Source organism: Kitasatospora sp. NPDC093550 (genome assembly GCF_044764985.1).
Lineage (GTDB): Bacteria > Actinomycetota > Actinomycetes > Streptomycetales > Streptomycetaceae > Kitasatospora.
In genome coordinates this window covers 447,274-465,973 of sequence record NZ_JBIWJF010000001.1, presented here as the reverse complement: position 1 = coordinate 465,973, position 18,700 = coordinate 447,274, and the positions used below count along the sequence as shown (strand labels likewise).

Annotated in this window: 14 protein-coding genes; 10 read left to right on the top strand and 4 right to left on the bottom strand. The window is 74.2% G+C overall.

Annotation, left to right across the window (positions count from 1 at the left end; genetic code table 11):
* Positions 1–107: 107 nt before the first annotated feature.
* The 10 genes from ACIRD3_RS01960 (at position 108) to ACIRD3_RS01915 (ending at position 12,796) form a co-directional block, all read left to right on the top strand.
* Positions 108–1,073 (top strand): FecCD family ABC transporter permease, encoded by a 966-nt coding sequence (locus ACIRD3_RS01960; RefSeq protein WP_402210774.1) that lies wholly within the window; start codon positions 108–110, stop codon positions 1,071–1,073.
* Positions 1,070–2,104: a FecCD family ABC transporter permease gene (locus ACIRD3_RS01955; RefSeq protein ID WP_402210068.1), complete on the top strand. Its 1,035-nt coding sequence runs from the start codon at positions 1,070–1,072 to the stop codon at positions 2,102–2,104. Before ACIRD3_RS01960 ends, ACIRD3_RS01955 begins: the two co-directional genes overlap by 4 nt.
* Positions 2,104–3,069: an ABC transporter ATP-binding protein gene (locus ACIRD3_RS01950; protein WP_402210065.1), complete on the top strand. Its 966-nt coding sequence runs from the start codon at positions 2,104–2,106 to the stop codon at positions 3,067–3,069. The genes ACIRD3_RS01955 and ACIRD3_RS01950 overlap by 1 nt, the downstream gene beginning before the upstream one ends.
* Positions 3,070–3,117: 48 nt before the next feature.
* Entirely contained in the window at positions 3,118–4,113 is a 996-nt protein-coding gene (locus ACIRD3_RS01945) for an ABC transporter substrate-binding protein (protein WP_402210062.1), read from the top strand.
* A 176-nt stretch (positions 4,114–4,289) separates the two neighbouring features.
* A complete protein-coding gene (locus ACIRD3_RS01940; RefSeq protein ID WP_402210059.1) occupies positions 4,290–5,516 on the top strand; it encodes an acetyl-CoA carboxylase biotin carboxylase subunit family protein in 1,227 nt (408 codons plus the stop codon).
* A complete protein-coding gene (locus ACIRD3_RS01935; protein WP_402210056.1) occupies positions 5,513–7,438 on the top strand; it encodes an IucA/IucC family protein in 1,926 nt (641 codons plus the stop codon). Before ACIRD3_RS01940 ends, ACIRD3_RS01935 begins: the two co-directional genes overlap by 4 nt.
* Positions 7,435–8,658, top strand: coding sequence for an MFS transporter (locus ACIRD3_RS01930; protein ID WP_402210053.1), 1,224 nt, complete (start codon positions 7,435–7,437; stop codon positions 8,656–8,658). Before ACIRD3_RS01935 ends, ACIRD3_RS01930 begins: the two co-directional genes overlap by 4 nt.
* A 161-nt stretch (positions 8,659–8,819) precedes the next feature.
* On the top strand, positions 8,820–10,553 hold the full coding sequence (locus ACIRD3_RS01925) for an IucA/IucC family protein (protein WP_402210771.1): 1,734 nt from the start codon (positions 8,820–8,822) through the stop codon (positions 10,551–10,553).
* Positions 10,550–11,812, top strand: a complete 1,263-nt coding sequence (locus tag ACIRD3_RS01920; RefSeq protein WP_402210050.1) for a type III PLP-dependent enzyme — start codon at positions 10,550–10,552, stop codon at positions 11,810–11,812. Before ACIRD3_RS01925 ends, ACIRD3_RS01920 begins: the two co-directional genes overlap by 4 nt.
* A 186-nt stretch (positions 11,813–11,998) precedes the next feature.
* Positions 11,999–12,796, top strand: coding sequence for an inositol monophosphatase family protein (locus ACIRD3_RS01915; RefSeq protein WP_402210768.1), 798 nt, complete (start codon positions 11,999–12,001; stop codon positions 12,794–12,796).
* Between the two features lie 119 nt (positions 12,797–12,915).
* On the opposite strand, the gene ACIRD3_RS01910 is transcribed toward ACIRD3_RS01915, so the two are convergent.
* From ACIRD3_RS01910 to ACIRD3_RS01895, 4 genes are all read right to left on the bottom strand, one after another.
* Positions 12,916–14,118, bottom strand: coding sequence for a cytochrome P450 (locus ACIRD3_RS01910; RefSeq protein ID WP_402210048.1), 1,203 nt, complete (start codon positions 14,116–14,118; stop codon positions 12,916–12,918).
* Positions 14,119–14,172: 54 nt separating this feature from the next.
* Entirely contained in the window at positions 14,173–15,027 is an 855-nt protein-coding gene (locus ACIRD3_RS01905) for a tRNA-dependent cyclodipeptide synthase (RefSeq protein ID WP_402210045.1), read from the bottom strand.
* Positions 15,028–15,585: 558 nt separating this feature from the next.
* On the bottom strand, positions 15,586–17,100 hold the full coding sequence (locus tag ACIRD3_RS01900) for a pyridoxal phosphate-dependent decarboxylase family protein (RefSeq protein WP_402210042.1): 1,515 nt from the start codon (positions 17,098–17,100) through the stop codon (positions 15,586–15,588).
* Entirely contained in the window at positions 17,097–18,575 is a 1,479-nt protein-coding gene (locus ACIRD3_RS01895) for a diaminobutyrate--2-oxoglutarate transaminase (protein ID WP_402210040.1), read from the bottom strand. Before ACIRD3_RS01895 ends, ACIRD3_RS01900 begins: the two co-directional genes overlap by 4 nt.
* Positions 18,576–18,700: the final 125 nt, after the last annotated feature.

The following is an 18,700-nucleotide window of genomic DNA, read 5'->3' as shown; positions in this document are numbered from 1 at the left end:
GCTCAAGCTTGACGAACTTAGGTAAACCTAACCTAAGATCTCGACTTGTGTTGAGAACCGATCCGCCGGCCCCCGCGACGTCACGCTCCTCCGCGGTCCGGCGGCCCCTGCTGCTGACCGCCGGTGTGTGCGCGCTCGTGCTGTCCGCGGCCCTGAGCCTGGCCCTGGGCTCCCGACCCGTCCCGTTGTCGACCGTCGTCGACGCCCTCACCGGCGCCGCCCACGGCGCTGACGCCGACGTGGTGACGGGCCTTCGGGTGCCACGCACGCTCATCGGGCTGGCCGTCGGGGCCGCGCTCGGCGTGGCCGGCGCGGTCGCCCAGGGCGTCACCCGCAATCCGCTGGCCTCCCCGATCACCCTCGGCATCAACGCGGGCGCGAGCCTCGCCGTGGTCGCCGCTATCTTCACGCTGGGCCTCTCCCGCTCGGTCGAGTACGTCTGGTTCGCCTTCCTGGGCGCGGGCGTCGCCGCCGTCGCCGCGTACGCGATGTCCCGGCGCGGCGGCGACCTGGACCCGGTCCGGCTCGCGCTCGGCGGCACCGTGCTCACCGTGGTGCTCACCTCCTGGACCTCGGCGCTGATGCTGGCCAGTCACCGCACCCTGGACGAGGCCCGGTTCTGGCTGGCCGGCTCGATCGGCGGGCGGCACCTGGACACCCTCACCCCCGTCCTGCCCTTCCTGGCGCTCGGCCTGGTCGGCGCCCTCGCCATCGCGCCCGCCCTCAACGCGCTGGCGCTCGGTGACGAGACCGCGCAGGCGCTGGGCGTGCCGGTGGCCCGGATCCGGGTGGTCGGCGGGCTCGCCGTCGTGCTGCTCGCGGGCGGCGCGGTGGCCGTCGCCGGACCGGTGGCGTTCATCGGACTGGCCGCGCCCCACCTGGTCCGCCCGCTGCTCGGCAACGACCACCGCTGGCTGCTGCCCGGCTGCCTGATCGCCGGTCCGCTACTGCTGCTCACCGCCGACGTGCTCGGCCGGCTGGTGGTCCGCCCGTCCGAGATCGAGGTCGGCATCGTGACCGCCTTCCTCGGCGCGCCGCTGCTCGCGGTGCTGGCCCGGAAGGTGGCGAAGTGACCGCCCTCACCTTCCCCGCCCGGGCGCTCGCCCGCCGCCGGACCCGTACCGCCGTCTGGTCGCTGGTCGCCGCCGCCCTGCTGGTGCTGCTGACCGGGATCGCGCTCGGCACCGGGCAGGTCAGCATCCCCCTGTGGGACGCGCTGCGCGCGCTGTTCGGACAGGGCGAGCCCGGCAACGTCCTGGTGGTGCAGCAGTTCCGCGCGCCGCGCGTGGTCTCCGCGCTGATCGCGGGCGCCGGACTGGCGATGGCCGGCTCGATGCTGCAGCGGCTGTTCCGCAACCCGCTGGCCGCCCCCGACACCATCGGCATCACCGGCGGCGCCTCCTTCGGCGCGGTACTGATGCTCGCCACCGGCGCCTCGCAGCAGCTGGTCCCGCTGGCCGCGGTGGGCGGCGGCCTGCTCGCGGCACTGCTGCTCGGCGGCTTCGCCTGGCGCTCCAAGATGGCCGTCACCCGGCTGGTGCTGGTCGGCCTGGCGGTGCAGCAGGGCCTGGCCGCCGCGGTGAACCTGATGATCGTACGGTTCCCGGCCGAGCTGGCCTCCTCCGCCCTGCAGTGGACCACCGGCTCGCTCTACGGCCGCAACTGGACCGAGGTGTGGATCGGCGGCAGCGCCATCGCGATCACCGCCGTCGGCGTGCTGCTCTGCCAGCGACGGGTCGCCGTGCTCGACCTCGGCGACGACTCGGCGGGCGGCCTCGGCCTCAACCCGGCCCGCGACCGGCTCTGGCTGCTGCTGCTCACCATCACCCTCGCCTCGCTCGCCGCCGCCCTCACCGGGCCGGTCGCCTTCGTCGCACTCGCCGTCCCGCACCTGGTCCGGCTGCTCGCCGGGCCGCCCACCCTCGGCACCCTCGGCCTCACCGCGCTCACCGGCGCCGTGCTGCTGCTCTCCGCCGACCTCCTGGTGCTCCACGTGATCCCCGTCCACGGCCTGCCGGTCGGTGCCGTCACCGCCACCCTCGGCGCCCCCTGGCTCCTGGTGCTGATGATCCGCCAGGGCCGGCTTCCCCAGAGGAGCAGCTGATGACCTCCGTCCGGACCTCCGTCCAGGGCTCCGTCGAGACCTCCGTCGAGAGCACCACCGCCACCGAGACCCCGGCCGGGAGCGCCCTCGCCGGCTCCGCCGGGACGACGAACCGGCTGGCCGCCCGGGGCCTCGGCCTGCGCTACGGCGACCGGACCATCGTCGACGGGCTCGACCTCGAACTGCCCGGCAACGCCGTCACCGCGATCGTCGGACCCAACGCCTGCGGCAAGTCGACGCTGCTGCGCGGGCTCGTCCGGCTGCTCGACCCGGCGGCCGGCACCGTCACCCTGGACGGCGCGGACATCCACCGGATGCCCGCCCGGTCCCTCGCCAAGCGGATGGGCCTGCTGCCGCAACAGCCCGTCACGCCGGAGGCGGTCACCGTCGAGGCGCTGGTCCGGCTCGGGCGGTACCCGCACCAGCGGATGCTCAGCCCGTGGTCCAAGGCCGACCAGGCCGCCGTCGAGGAGGCGCTGGAGCGCACCGGCACCGCCGAACTGCGCGACCGGCAGGTCGACCGGCTCTCCGGCGGGCAGCGCCAGCGGGTCTGGATCGCGCTCGCCCTCGCCCAGGAGACCGACCTGCTGCTGCTCGACGAGCCGACCACCTTCCTCGACCTCCGCCACCAGCTCGACGTGCTCGACCTGGTCGCCGACCTGCACGCCGAGGCCGGGCGCACCGTCGTCATGGTGCTGCACGACCTCGGGCAGGCCGCCCGGTACGCCGACCACCTGGTGGTGCTCAAGGACGGGCGGCTCGCGGCCGCCGGTCCGCCGGCGGAGGTGCTGACGGCGGAGCTGGTGGAGGCCGTCTTCCAGGTGCCGTGCCGGGTCGTGCCCGATCCGGAGACCGGCACGCCGCTGGTCGTGCCGCGGGCGCGGGTACGGGGCGCCGCCGGCGCTGCTGCCGGTGCCCGTTCCACCGCCGCCACGTCCGATCCGGCGTCCGCCGCCGCCCTCTGAACGTCCATCTCCCGTCCCCCCTGTTCGACCCGATCCAAGGAACCCCTGATGAACCGCCGACTCCCCGTCGCCGTCCTCGCCGTCGCCCTCTCGACCACCCTGCTCGCCGCCTGCGGCAGCAGCGGGGACGGTGCCGCGTCGGGCGGCGACTCCGCGTCCTCCGCCTCGGCCGGCACCGCCGCCGGGTTCCCCCGCAGCGTCAAGCACGCCGCCGGCACCGCCGAGCTCAAGAGCCAGCCCAAGCGCGTCGTCGTCCTGGACAGCGGTGAGCTGGACGACGTCACGCTGCTCGGCATCACCCCGGTCGGCGCGGTGTCCCCGCACATGAAGACCGAGGGCGGGTTCCCGAACTACCTCAAGGACAAGATCAAGGACACCAAGGACGTCGGCCCGATGAACGAGCCGAACCTGGAGCTGATCGCCTCCCTCAAGCCCGACCTGATCCTCTCCTCCAAGGTCCGGCACGCCAAGGTCTACGCCCAGCTGAACGCGATCGCCCCGACCGTGCTGGCCGAGACCACCGGGTTCCCCTGGAAGGACAACCTGGCGCTGTACGCCCAGGCGCTCGGCAAGGAGGACGAGGCGAAGAAGGCGCTCGCCGACTACGAGGCCCGGGCGAAGAAGCTCGGTGAGGAGATCAAGACCAAGTACAACGGCACCATGCCGACCGCGTCGGTGGTCCGCTTCGTGGCCGGCCCGACCCGCCTGTACGCCAAGTCCTCCTACAGCGGCGTGGTGCTCAAGGACGTCGGCCTGGCGCGCCCGGCCGCGCAGGACGTGGAGCAGAACATCGTCGAGGTCAGCTCCGAGCAGATCAACCAGGCCGACGCCGACCTGGTCTTCGTCACCACCGCCGACGACCCGAGCAAGACCAAGGAGAGCGAGGTCCAGCAGACCCCGGTCTGGCAGGGCCTGAACGCCGTCAAGAACAACAAGGTGTTCAACGTCCCGGACGAGACCTGGATGTCCGGCATCGGTGTCCAGGCCGCCGACGCGATGCTCGTCGACATCGCCAAGGCCGCAGGCGTGGACGCGCCCAAGTAGTCGTCCCGCGCACACCGGCGAACGGCTGACGGCTGACGGCTGACAACCGACAGCTGACAGTCGACAGATAACAGATTTCAGATGACAGCTGACAGATTTCGAAAGTTGTCAGCTGGCCGCCATCCGCTGTCATCCGTTCGCCCACCCTCCTCCGCACCCCTCCGAGGACCCTTCCCATGCGGCTCTACCTGCTCGCCCTGAACCCCACCGACTCGGTCACCGCCGGCTTCCTGCCCGCGGCCGCCAGGCTCGGGCTCGACGTCACCGTCCTCACCGACCACGCCGAACCCCACCAACGGGCCTACGCCGCGCTCCCCTTCACCGCGCCCGAGGTCCTGGAGTGCGACGTGCGCGACTTCCGCGCCGTCATCAGCCTGATCTCCCGCCGCGCCCTGGCCTGCGCCGACCACACGCCCGACGCGGTGTTCAGCAACAGCGACCACCTGCAGACCCAGACCGCCCTGGCCGCCGAGTACTTCGGGCTCCCGGCCAAGGACTGGAAGGCCGCGCTGCGCGCCAAGGACAAGGGCCAGCTGCGCCGCCACCTCGCGCTGACCGGCCAGGACACCGTCTGGTCGGCCGAGTTGGCCCCCGGCCAGGACCCGGCCGAGCTGGACCCGCCCTTCCCGTGCGTGGTCAAGCCCCGCGAGGGGGTGGCCAGCGAGGACGTCACCCTGGTCGCCGACGCCGCCGAACTCGCCCAGCGCTGCAAGGAGATCCAGCACCGAAGGGCCGGCGCCACCCTGGTGGTGGAGGAGTTCCTGGACGGCGGACTGCACACCCTGGAGACCCTCGGCGACGGCCGGCGACGGCACGTCCTCGGCGGGTTCCGCACCCGGCTCTCCCCGCCGCCGGACTTCATCGAGGAGGTGCTCACCTTCGTCCCCGCCCACCCGCAGCCCGTGGTCGACCAAGTGCTCGCCCAACTCGACGCGCTGGGCGTGGGATTCGGCGCCTGCCACACCGAGTTCGTCCTCCAGCCCGACGGGCGCGCCCGCATCATCGAGGTCAACTACCGCGCCATCGGCGACCAGTGCGACCTGATGCTCGCCGAGATCCTCGACATACCCCTGTTCGAGCTGATCCTCGGCGTCCACCTGGGCCGCGAGCTGCCCGCCGACCTGGCCGAGCGCTGCGCCGCCACCCCCCGCCGGGCCCGCAACGAGGTGGTCTGCGCGGACCGCGCCGGTGTCCTCACCGCCGCCCCCGGCCCGTACGACGAGGAGCGCGAGGGCGTCCGACTCGCCTACCGCCCACTGCGCCCGCTCGGCGAACGCCACGAGCACTACCGCACCAACCGCGACTACCTGGGCGTCATCTGGGCCGTCGGCACCGACCAGGACGCGGTCGACGCCTCCGTCGCCCGCTTCCTCGCCGCCAACCGCTGGGAGATCACCCCGTGACCGCCGGAGACCGACCCGCATCCACCGAAGCCCGGCCCGCCACCAACCCGGGCGTCGCCGCGCTCGCCGCCGCCGAACAGCTCACCCTGCGGGTGCTGTCCGCCCTGCTGCGCGAGGACGTCCTCGGCCTGCGCACCCGCGGCGCCGTCGAGGACCGTCCGGACGGCCCCTGGCTGGCCGTCGCCGGGCTACGCCTCGCCCTGCCGGTGGTCCCGGAGGGCTTCCAGTGCGAGTACGCCGCCCGACTGCCGCTGCTGGAGCTGGACGGGCGGCCCGTCACCGGCCCGGACACCGTCGTGGCGGCCCTCGCCGAGCTCGCCGAGGAGGAGGACCGGCCCGGCTGGGCGGCCTTCGCCGAGGAGTGCCGGCAGACCCTGGCCACCATGGAGCTGCACGAGCGCGCCCGCGCCGGGGTGCACGAGCGGCTGACCGACCTCTACGGCACCGACCCGGCCGACTGGACCGGCCTCGCCGCCGCCCTCGGTCACGACACCCTGGCCGCCTACCTCGACCACCCGGTCTACCCGACCGCGCGCGGCCGATCCGGTCTCACTGAACCCCAACTACGCTCCTACGCACCGGAGTTCCACCCTGCCTTCGAATTGCGCTGGCTGGCCGTGCCGACCGACGCGCTGACCGTCCACGGCGAGCGGCCACTGCCCAGCTGGTGGCCCACCCCGGCCTGGCTCGGCCTCGCCGACCAGTGCCCGGGCGACGGCTGGACCACCCTGCCGGTCCACCCGCTGACCGTCGGCGCCCCGCTGGACGAGGCCCTGGCGGCCACCGGCCTGGCCGGCCGCGCGGTGCTCGCCGAGCGTCCGTACCTGACGGTCGTGCCGACCCTCTCCATGCGCACCGTCGCCGTCGCCGACGACCCGGCCTGCCACCTCAAACTCCCGCTCGCCACCGCCACCCTGGGCCGTCTCAACCGCCGCACCATCAAGCCGGGCACACTGCTCGACGGCGCCGCCGGCCAGCGGCTGATCGAGGCCGTGCTGGAACGCGAGCCGCGGTTCGCCGGTCGGATCCTGCACGCCGACGAGCAGACCTGGGCGCACGCCGGGCACGAGCTGCTGGCCGTCCTGCTGCGCCGCTACCCGGCCGGGCTGGAGCGGGCGACGACCGTCCCGCTGGCCGCCCTGCTGGCCGCCGCCCCCGACGGCCGCCCGGTCATCGAGCACCTCGCCGACCGCTACCACGGCGGCGACGTCCTCGCGTGCTACGACGCCCTGCTGGAGCTGCTGCTGGACTGGCAGGCCACACTGTTCGGCTACGGCATCGCCCTGGAGTCGCACCAGCAGAACACCTCCCTGGTGCTCGACCGGGACGGCCTGCGGCTGCTCTACAAGGACGACGACGGCCCGCGCGTGCACACCGCCCGGATGACCGCGGCCCTCGGCGAACTCGCCCCCGCTGTCGAGGACTTCGACGACTCGCGGATCTTCGGCGAGGACGACCGGGCGCTCACCGACCTGTTCGCCACCATCACCGGGCACCTGTGCACCGGCGCGCTGGCCTTCGGTCTCGCCGACCAGGGCCGGGCCGAACTCTCCGACGCCCTGGCCCTGTTGCGCAAGCGGACGGCGGAGGCCGTGGAACGGCTCGGGCCGGTGGGCGAGCCGCTGCGGGCCGCGCTGCTGGACGCCGAGCGGCTGCCAGTCAAGGCCATGGTCACCGCCGGGACGCTGCTCAGCAAGCAGCGCTCGGGCGCGGCCGACATCAACAAGCACTACACCAGCGGCCCCAACTACCTGCGCGGCGACGTCCCCGGGCCCGGCAACGCCACCCAGCCCGGCAACGCCACCCAGCCCGGCAACGCCGCCGAGCGCGGCAACGCCCCCCAACGCGGCGAAGCCCCGGAGCGCACCCGCGCCGACCGCACCAGCCCCGGCACCCCTCGCACCGACGGGCCCGTCCGATGACCGTGGAGACCCTGCCGCAGCAGTCGCCGCCCTCGGCCGCGCACTCCGACGGGCTCGGCCGGCGCCAGGTGCACGCCGTCGCGGCCTGCTACTTCGTCGCATCCTTCGCCGCGCTCGGCCTGCCGCCGTACCTGACCGCGATCCTGCCCGGGCTCGGCGACCCGCAGGCCCGGTGGGCCGGCGTGCTGTACATCGTTCCGACGGTGTTCAGCGCGCTCGGCGCGCCGCTGTGGGGCCGGCTGGCCGACCGCTTCGGCCGCAAGCGGCTGCTGCTGCGCGCCCAACTCGGGCTCACCGTCTCCTTCCTGCTGGCCGGAGCGGCGAACAGCCTGCCCGCCTTCACGCTCGCGCTGGTCCTCCAGGGCTTCCTCGGCGGCACCTTCGCCGCCACCAACGGCTACCTGGCGGCCGCGCTGGACGGCTCCCGGCTCTCCCGCGCGCTCACCCTGATGCAGGGCAGCGCACGGGCCGCCCTGGTGGCCGCGCCGATCCTGGTCGGGGCGCTCTCCCCGTGGATCGGTCCGCACCGCCAGTACCTGGTGATGGCCGTACTCCCGCTCGCCGCAGCGGTGTTCCTCTCGCTGCTGCCCGAACCGGCGTGCCCCGAGCCCACCGCGACGGCCCCCGGCCGGGCGCCCGTACCGACCACCACGACCTCCCTCCTGACGCTCTACGTCTTCGAGTTCGCCTTCGTCTTCGCCACGGTGATCTCGTTCCCGTACCTCATCGCCCTCGCCGAGCAGCGCCTGCCCGGCGTGGACGGCACCACCACCGGCGTGCTCTTCGCCCTGCCGCACCTGTGCTACCTGGTGTTCGCGGCCCGCGTCCACACCCTGTTCGACTCCCGCCCGCACACCGGGATAGCCCTCGGCTTCGGCTTCGTCGCACTCGGCCTGGCCGGACACGCCGTCGCGTACTCGCTGCCGGTGTTCATCGCCGTCCGGCTGCTGCTCGGGGCCGGGCTCACGCTCGGACTCGTGTGCCTGGCCGTGCTCGCCGCCGGGGCCGCCAAGGGCCGCCCGCCCGGCCGGATGTTCGGCACCCTCGAACTCGTCTCCAAGGGTGGCGCCGTCGCCGCCGGCGCCGTCGCCGCGCTGGCCAACGGGCGATTCGGCGCCGCCGCCCCCGTGGTGGCCGGCACCGCCGCCGCCCTGCTGGCCGCCGTCGCGGCCACCGCCCTCACCCTCCCGTCCCTCCGCCAGCGCTGGAGTCGCCGATGACCGCCGAGCAGATGACCGCCCAGCCTACGACCGACGAGCACACGGCCGCCCGGCAACCGACCGCCCAGCGCTCGACCACGCAACGCTCGACCGACCGGCAACCGACCACCCAGCGACCGGCCGACGGCCGGACGGCCGGCACCACCGACACCCGTGAACCGATGAGTCGCGAACCGATGAACCACGAACTGCCCACCGCCGACGAGGCCGTGGCCCACACCCTGCTGAACTGCCTGCTGCGTGAGGTCTCCGCGCCGGAGCACCAGACCGCCGCCGACGACGGCCGCCTGCTGCTCCGCCTGCCCCGCCGCGGCGCCCTGCTGCGGGTCGCCCTGCGCCGTACCTCGCTGCTCGGCGCGCACCGCTTCAGCGGACCGGTGGAGGTCGAACGGGACGGCGACTGGCACGAGTTGGGCTGGCAGCAGCTGGCCGAGTACGTCCAGGACGAGCTGGAGCTGCGCACCGGCACCGTCAACGAGGAGTTCCTCGACCAGGTGGCCTCCAGCCACGACGGCGTCCGCCAGGGCCTGGACCACCGCCCGGTCTCCGGCGTCGACCGCTACCTGGAGTCCGAGCAGGCCCTGCTGTTCGGCCACCGCTTCCACCCCGCCCCCAAGTCCCGCTCCGCCGCCCGCGGCGACTGGCACCAGTACGCCCCGGAGTCCCGTGCGGCCTTCCCGCTGCGGCACTTCGCGGTCCGCGCCGAGCTGCTGGCCGAGGAGTCGCTGGACGGCAGTGTCAGCGCGCTGCTGGACGGCCTCGGCGAGGTGCCGGACGGCTACCGGCTGCTGCCCGTCCACCCCTGGCAGTACGAACTCATCGGCGACCACCCGCTGTTGCGCGACGCCATGGCCCGGGGCGACGTCCTCGACCTCGGCCCGCGCGGCGAACGGTTCACCGCCACCGCCTCGGTGCGCACCCTGCACGGCGCCGACGCCTTCCTCAAGTTCAGCCTCAACGTCCGCATCACCAACTGCCTGCGCAAGAACGCCGCGTACGAGCTCACCGGCGCCGTCGCCCTCACCCGGCTGCTCGCCCCGGCCCTGGCCGACCTCGCCCGGCGCTTCCCCGACGCGGCGATGCTGCGCGAACCGGCCTTCCGCACCCTCGCCCTGCCCGGCGCCGACGGCCGGCCCGACCGGGCCCTGTACGAGGGCTTCGGCCTGATCGTCCGCGAGGGCTTCGGCGAGGTGCTGCGCCCCGGCGTCACCCCGCTGCTCGCCGCCGCCGTCGCCGACGAGCACCCGACCAGCTCCGCCCACATCTCCCGGCTGCTGGAGGCCGGTTCGGACGGCGACCCGGGGAGCGCGGCGCTCGACTGGTGGCGCGCCTACCTGAGGCTGCTCCTCCCGCCGGTGCTCGCCGCCTACTTCGACCACGGCGTGGTGCTGGAGCCGCACCTGCAGAACGTGCTCATCGGCGTGGACGCCACCGGCCACCCCGTCCAGGTGCTCTTCCGCGACCTCGAAGGCACCAAGCTCGTCCCCGAACAGAACGAGTCCATCCTCGCCGCCCTCCCGCCCGAGGTGGCCGGCCCGATGACGTACGACGCCGAGCGCGGCTGGGACCGGGTGGTCTACTGCCTGCTGGTCAACCACGTCTCCGAGCTGCTCGCCGCCCTCGCCGACCGTCACCCCGAGCTGGAGTGCGCGCTCTGGCAGGCCGTCCGGGACACCCTGGAGGAGTACGCGGTCGGCCACGGCTGCCCGCCCCGGCTGCGGGCCCTGCTCGCCGGAGTCCCGCTGCCCGCCAAGGCCAACCTGCTGACCCGCTGGGAGCGCAAGGCCGACCGCGAGGCCGGATACGTCCGACTGCCCTCCCCGCTGGCCGGCTCCGTGCTCGCCGAGGCCGCCCGCATGCCCGTCCGCCTTCCCGCCGGGAGCACCGCCCGATGACCGACACCGACCACCGCGACCGCCACGGCGACCTCCACCAGGGCCTCCACCCGGGTCTCCGCCACGTCACCGAAGGCGTCCGCGCCCACGTCGCCGCCCTCGCGCCCGACGAACTGCCCGCCTACGTCTACGACCTGGCCGCGCTGCGCGCACACGCCGCGGCCGTCCGGGCCGCACTGCCCGAGCGGGTCGAGCTGTACTACGCCGCCAAGGCCAACCCGGAGGCGCCGCTGCTCACCGCGCTGCGCGCGGCGGTCGACGGCTACGAGGTCTCCAGCGGCGGCGAGTTGGCGCACGTCCGGGCCGCCGTGCCGGATGCCCCGCTGGCCTTCGGCGGACCGGGCAAGACCCCGGCCGAGATCGCCGCCGCGGTGGAGGCCGGGGTGCACCGCTGGCACGTGGAGAGCGAGCAGGAGCTGCACCGGCTCGCCGCGGTGCTCGCGGACCGGCCGGGCACGGTCGTGGACGTGCTGCTGCGGGTCAACCTGGCGGTCACCACGGACGCCCTCGACGCGGTGCCGCTCGCGATGGGCGGACGGCCGACGCCCTTCGGCCTCGACCCGGACCAGGCCGAGGAGTGCGTCCGCGCGCTCACCGACGGCCCGCTGGGACGGCAGCTGCGCCTGCGCGGCGTGCACGCCCACCTGGCGAGCGGGCTCGCGGCGGAGGAACAGCTGTCGGTCGCCTCGCAGATCGTCGCCTGGTCGGCCGCGCTCGCCGGACGGCACGGCTTTCCGCTGGCCGAGGTCAACATCGGTGGCGGCATGGCCGTGGACTACGAGGACCCGGCGGCCCGCTTCGACTGGACGGCCTTCGGCGAGGGCCTGGCCAAGCTGCTCGACGCCCACCCCGGCCTCACCCTGCGGATCGAGCCGGGCCGCGCGCTGACCGCCTACTGCGGCTGGTACGCGACCGAGGTGCTGGACGTGAAGCAGAGCCACGGCGAGGACTTCGCGGTGGTCCGCGGCGGCACCCACCACCTGCGCACGCCGGCGACCCGGGGGCACTCCCAGCCCTTCGAGGTGCTCCCGGTGGACGCCTGGCCGTACCCGTGGGCGCGCCCCGCCGTCACCACCGGCCGCGCCACCCTGTCCGGACAGCTCTGCACCCCGAAGGACGTCCTCGCCCACGCGGCCGACGGCGCGGACGGGCTGCGGGCCTCGGACCGCGTGCTGTTCTCCATGGCGGGCGCGTACGCCTGGAACATCTCGCACCACGAGTTCCTCATGCACCCCCGCCCGGGCTTCCACTACCTGTGACGGCCGACGAGTAACGGATGACAGCTGACAGATGACAGATTTCGAAATCTGTCATCTGTCAGCTGTCAGTTGTCTGCTGTCATCCCAAGTCCGTCCGCTGTCCGCGTCCGCACCCCCCTTCCGCCGCAGCCCCCTGCGCGCACTCGTGGGAGAGTGGTACACAGCGAAGGGAGCGCAAACGTGCTGATGGACAAGGTGGCCGCGATACTCGCCGAGGCATCGGCCGAGGCGGTGGAACCGCGATTCCGGGCGCTGGCCGCCGGCGAGGTCATGGAGAAGGCACCCGGCGAGGTCGTGACGGTCGCCGACCGCGAGGCCGAAGCCATCATCGCCCGCCGCCTGCACGAGCTGCTGCCCGTCCCCGTGGTCGGCGAGGAGGCGGTCGCCGCCGACCCCGCGCTGGCCCTGGCCCTCCACGACGAGCCCGCCGCCTGGCTGGTCGACCCGGTCGACGGCACCGCCAACTTCATCGCCGGCCGTCCCGAGTACGCCGTGATGTGCTCCCTGGTCCGCAGCGGCCGGACGGTCGCCTCCTGGATCTGGCAGCCGGCGACCGCCACCGCCTACCGCGCCGAACTGGGATCCGGCGCCTGGCGCGACGGCGAGCGCCTCACCCGCCCCCCGGCGCCGCAGGACCCCGCCGAGCTGCGCGGCTCGGTGAAGAGCCGCTTCCTGGACCCGGACCACCGCCGCCACCTCGAAGCCAACTGCTCGGTGTTCGGCGACGTCTCCCCCGGCCGGCACGCCGCCGGGATCGAGTACCCCGACGTCATCGAGGGCCGCTTCGACTTCCTGCTCTACTGGCGCACCCTCCCGTGGGACCACGCCCCCGGCTCCCTGCTGGTCACCGAGGCCGGTGGCGTGTCCGCGCGGCTGGACGGCACCCCCTACCGCCCCGAGGCCCCCGGCTGCGTGGACGGCCTCCTGGTCGCGGCCGACCCCCACACCTGGGAGCTGACCCGCAAGGTCCTCCTGGGCGCCTGACGCGGCACGCCCCCGGGGCGCCGCTCCAGGCCCCACCGGGGCACCGCCTCACCTCACCACGTCACGGCACCACGGCGTCGCCACACCGCGCCACAGCACCACGGCGTCGCCACACCGCGTCACCACACCACCGGCAGCCGCTCCGGCATGCGCTTGATGAACCCCGGCCGCCAGGCCAACTGCTCGACGGGCAGGGCGAGCCGGAGCTCCGGCAACCGCTCGACCAGCGCGGTCACGGCGATCTCGGCGTGCGTACGGCCGAGCGCCGAGGCCGGGCAGAAGTGGCGGCCGGCCCCGAAGGCGAGGTGCGGGTTCTCCGTCCGGTCGAAGTCGATCCGCCCGGGGTGCGGGAAGACCGCGGGGTCGTAGTTGGCGCCCTCGATCAGGACGAGCACCAACTCGCCCTCCCGCACCAGGACATCGCCCACCTGGACGTCCGCGAGCGCCAGCCGCGGCAGCGCGTCGCCGATCGAGAGGTTGACCCGCAGCAGCTCGTCCACCGCGCGGCCGATCAGCGCGGGATCCCGCCGCAGCCGCTCGGCGAGTTGGGGCTGCTCGCACAGGTAGACGATGGCGTTCAGCAGGAACGCCGAGGTGGAGACGGCGCCCGCGCCGAACAGCGACAGGGCGACGGTGGCGAGCAGTTCGTCGCTCACCCGGTCCGAGACGTCCGGGGAGCGGCGCAGCGCGGCGAACCGTCCGAGCAGCCCGTCCACCGGCTCCGGATCGGCGTTGAGCTTCCCCAGCATGTAGCCGAGGTCCTTGTACCAGTTGGGCGTCGATCCCGCGAAGGGCACCGGGCTGGTCAGGAAGGCCACGTCGATGCCGGACATCAGCCGCCGCCAGTCGTCGGCCGGGATGCCGAGCAGTCGGCAGTGCAGCGCGGCCGAGTAGGGCTCCGTGAAACCGTCGCGCAGTTCGCCCGGCGCGCCCTGCGCCTCCAGGGCGTCGATCAGGCGGTGGGCTTCGGCCTGCAGCCAGCCGTCGAGTTCCTTGTCGGCGCGCGGGGTGAGCGTCTTCATGACGGCGTTGCGCAGCCCGGCGCTGTTGATGTTGCCCATGTTGTTGACCACCTCCGGCGGGATGGTCAGCGCGTACTGGCGCGGCACGCCGGGGTTGGCGGTGTCCTTGAGGCTGAACCGCTCGTCCTCCAGCACCTGCTTGGCGAGCCGGTAGTTGCTGACCAGCCAGGCCGGGTCCCCGGTCATGGTGCGGACCCGGGCGATCGGTTGCCGCTCGCGCAGCCGGTCGGCCTCCTCGGGGAGCACGTCGCCCCGCCGGGAGAACGGGAAGGTGAGTTCGGTCGTCAGCAGTTCCGTCATGGACGTCTCCTTGCGTGGAAATGCGGGAAACCCGCAGGCGGGAAGGGGAGTTGGCTACGCGGCCCGGACGGGACCGACCCCGACGGGCCGGGACACGGCGGAACCGATCCCGACGGGCCCGGACCCAGCGGTGGCCGACACCGGCGGCAGGTCGGCCGACACCGAGGGCAGCTCGGCCGCCGGAACAGAGGGCACGCCCGCCGGCCGCACCACCGCGTAGGCCTGGCCCGCCGCCGCCCGCGTCCCCTCCTCCCGCCCGAACAGCACGGGTGTGAGCGGCAGTTGCAGGTGGTAGCAGCTGACCGAGGACGCCACGCCGAGCAGCGCCGGGGTGTCCAGGAAGAACGGCAGCTCGGCGGTGATGTAGCGCACCCCGGCGGCGAGTTGGGGCTCGTTCGGGGCCAGGCCCTCGCCCATCCGGGCGGCCAGGAAGCCGCGCGCCATGCCTTCCGCGGCGGCCCGGTACACCGGGTCGGTCCGCAGGCCGTCGACGGCCTGCCGGTGCAGCCGCCGGTAGGCGTCGTCGGCGGTGAAGTCGGAGAGGGCGTGTACCCCGACGGCGTTCCGGCGGCCGGATTCCTCGACGCCCCGCTCGATCCGGCGGGCGGTGGCCTTGACCTCCTTGGCGGCCCGCCGCTGTGCGTGTTCGGGGGTGTAGCCGAAGGTCTCGAACTGGGTCGCGACGTGGAGGTCGGCGTACACGATGTCGATGCGTCCGAAGAACTCGAGCCCCCACCCGACGAGTTCGGCGATCCGGCGGTGACTGAAATAGCTGTTCCCCGGGCTGACGCCGATCAGCAGGTGCTCTCCCCGCTGCCAGATCTCCCGGCACCTGCGGGAGTACGGGAGGGCCTCGTACGGGCCCGCCGGGGTGGTTATCGGCTCGTCGTCCGGAACGGTTTCGCGCATGCCTTGCCTCCGCTTCGCAGCATGGTCACAGGACGGTGTTCACGTGGGATTCACCGGGGTTCACAGAAATGCACGACGGGTAGGCGGATTTCACCCGGATCTCCGGGAGTGATCACCGCGCCTGGGCGACATGTGCCTGATCAGGCGGCCTACCCCGGGGGTGCCGTGTGCGCATGGTGGGGCTGCGGCCACATGAAGTTACCGCCGCTCTTCGGGATCTCCGCAAGCCCTGACCGGGGGTTGGCGAAATGTGATCACCGGGCGGCCGGAAACGGCCTGTACACCCTCACGACGCTATGTCCACGCACATCAACGGCGACGCGGTCAGATATCTCCGAAGAGCCTCCCACACCAGTGTGGATTCCTCCAACACCGGCTCGGGAAAAGGCTCCTGATTTGGAAGCGGGAGAAAGGGCACCACACGAACCGCGTGACGCCCCGGACCGGTACACCGGAAACACGGACCGGGGCTCCGAGACACGGACCGGCGCACCGGAGACACGGACCCGGGCCCCGGAGACACGGACCGGGCGTACCGGAAACCGCGACGGGCGGCCGCTACCCCGCGCGCTCGCCCGCCACCTTGCGGCCGGCCCGCACCACCTCCCGCAGCAGCGTGCCCACCTCCCCCACCGTCGCGTGCGGGTTCAGCAGCGTCAGCTTCAACCGCACCCGCCCCGGGCCCTGCCCCGGGAGCTCCGTCCGTCCGACCACCGCCCGGCCCCCGCGCAGCAGCAGGCGCCGCAGCCGCCCGTTCGTCTCGTCCAGCGCCGCCCCGTCCGTCACGCCCGGCGGGCGGTAGCGGAAGAGGACGGCGGTCAGGACGGGGTCGGCGTGGAGTTCGAGGGAGGGTTCGGCGCGGACGGCGTCGGCGGCGGCGAGGGCGAGGTCGTGACAGGTGTCGACGAGCCGGCCGAGGCCGTCGCGGCCGAGGGTGCGCAGGGTGACGGCGAGCTTGAAGGCGTCGGCGCGACGGGTGGTGCGCAGCGAGCGGCCGAGCAGGCTGGGGTAGCCGGCCCGCTCGTCGTCGACCGGGTTGAGGTACTCGGCGCGGCGGGCCAGGGAGACGTACGTTTCGGCCCGGCGGACCAGGAAGACCCCGGCGGCGGCCGGCTGCCAGCCGAGCTTGTGCCAGTCGAGGGCGACCGAGTCGGCGCGGGCGATGCCGTCGAGGAGCGGGGCGAGCCGGTCGGAGAGCAGCGCCCCGCCGCCGTACGCGGCGTCGACGTGCAGCCAGGCGCCGTAGCGGCGGGCGAGGTCGGCGGCGGCGTGCAGCGGGTCGACGGCCCCGGTGTCGGTGGTACCGGCAGTGGCGACCACGGCGATCGGGGTCCGGCCCGCCCAACCGGCCTCGGCGAGCGCCCGTTCCAGCGCGTCCTCCCGCATCCGCAGGCCGCGGTCGACCGGGACGGGGACGACGGCCCGTTCGCCGAGCCCGAGGAGGGCCGCGGCGCGCTGGACGGAGAAGTGCGCGGCTTCGGAGGCGAGGATGCACGGCCGGACGCCCGCCGGGATCCCGTCCAGCTCCACGATGCCGTCGAGCTTCTGGTCGCGCGCCAGCATGAGCCCCATGATGTTGGACTCGGTGCCGCCGGAGGTGAGGACCCCGGCGGAGCGCGCCGGATCGTAGCCGACCAGCTCGGCGATCTCGGCGAGCAGCGCGGTCTCCAGCGCCGTGGCGGCGGGGGCCTGGTCCCAGGAGTCCTGCGAGGGGTTGAGGGCGCTGACGGCGAGGTCCGCCGCGGCGGCGACGGCGAGCGGCGGGCAGTGCAGGTGGGCGGCGCAGGCCGGGTCGGCGGGGTCGGCGGCTCCGTAGGCGAGGAGTTCGGTGAGCCGGGCGAGCGCGTCCCGGCCGGCGGCGGTGGCCAGGGCGTCGCCGACCAGGGCGGTGATCTCGGCGGGGCTTCCGGCCGGCAGCGGTCCGGAGCGCATGGCGATGCCGGTGTCCAGGGCGTCCAGGACGGTGGCCAGCAGCGGCCCGAGCGCCCCGGGGCCGCCCGCGCCGCCGGCCAGGGCGTCCGCCGCGACCTCGCCACCCGGCAGCCCGATCGGCCCGGGCCCGTCCCCGCTCACCGCGCGCCCCTCCCCGAGCCGGCCTCGACCGACGCGGCGCCCGACGCGACACCCGGCCGAGCCCCCGGCCCCCCGGCCTCGGCCGACGCCGACGCGATCGCCTCCGCCAGCCGTTCCAACACGGCCGTCACCTGCTCGTCGGTGATGGTGAGCGGCGGCAGCAGCCGCAGCACCGCGTCGTGGCGCCCGCCGAGTTCGACGATCAGTCCGCGCGCCAGGCAGGCCTCCCGGACCCGCACGGCGAGCGCCGGGTCCGCCGGACGCGCCCCGCAGGCGTCGGGCTCGGCTGTCGGGTCGACCAGTTCGACGCCGAGCATCAGGCCCCGGCCGCGCACGTCGCCGATCACCGGCAGCTCGCCCGCGAGTGCGCGCAGCCGGGCCGCCATCCGGTCGCCGACGACGGCCGCCCGCTCGGCCAGCCCGTGCGCCGCGACGTACCGGAGCGTCGCGGCCCCGGCGGCCATGGCGAGGGTGTTGCCGCGGAAGGTGCCGGTGTGGGCGCCGGGCCGCCAACCGTCGTAGTCCTCGCGGTAGACGACGACGGCGAGCGGCAGGCTGCCGCCGATGGCCTTGGAGAGCACCATGGCGTCCGGGACGATGCCGCTGTGCTCGACGGCCCACATCGCTCCGGTGCGGCCGACGCCGGTCTGCACCTCGTCGACGATCAGCGGGATGCCGCGTTCGGCGGTGATCCGGCGCATCTCGCGCAGCCAGCGGTCCGGCGCGGGAACGACGCCGCCCTCGCCCTGGACGGCCTCCAGGATCATCGCGGCGGGCGGCAGCACCCCGCCCGACGGGTCGTCCAGCAGCCGCTCGACGTACGTCGCGGCGAGGTCGGCGCCCGCCTCGCCGCCGACCCCGAACGGGCAGCGGTAGCCGTACGGGTAGGGCAGCCGGACGACCTCGCCGCCGCTCGGCAGCGGTTCCTTGACGGCGACGTTGCCGGTGAGCGCGAGGGCGCCGGCGGTCATGCCGTGGTAGGCGCCGGTGAAGGCGAGCGCGCCGGAGCGGCCGGTGGCGGTCTGGGTGAGCTTGAGCGCGGCTTCGACCGCGTCCGTCCCGGCCGGGCCGCAGAAGTGCACCCGGGCGCGCCCGGCGAACTCGGCGGGCAGGCTCTCGAACAGGGCGCTGGTGAAGTCGTCCTTCTCCGCGGTGGCGAGGTCGAGCAGGTGCAGCGGGGCGCCGCTGTCCAGGGTGCCGCGGATGGCTTCCAGCACGACCGGGTGGTTGTGGCCGAGGGCGAGCGTGCCGGCGCCGGAGAGGCAGTCCAGGTAGCGCCGTCCGTCGGCGCCCTCGACGGTCATGCCGTTGGCGCGGACCGGGACGATCGGGAAGGAGCGGGCGTACGTCCTGGCGGCGGACTCGCGGACGCGCTGGCGACGCAGGATGGCCTCACCGGCGGCACCGACGGCGCCGGTGGCACCGACGGCCGGGGCTCCGGAGGCGGCCTGGGCGGGTACGGCAGCGAGCGACACGACAAACCCCCAGAAGAAGTTAGGTAAGCCTAACTTTACTGCCCTTGACCTGGTGGAATGCCAGCGGGCCCCTCAGAACCACCCGAGCGGGTGAACCGCCCCCGGTTCTCCAACGAGCACCGCGC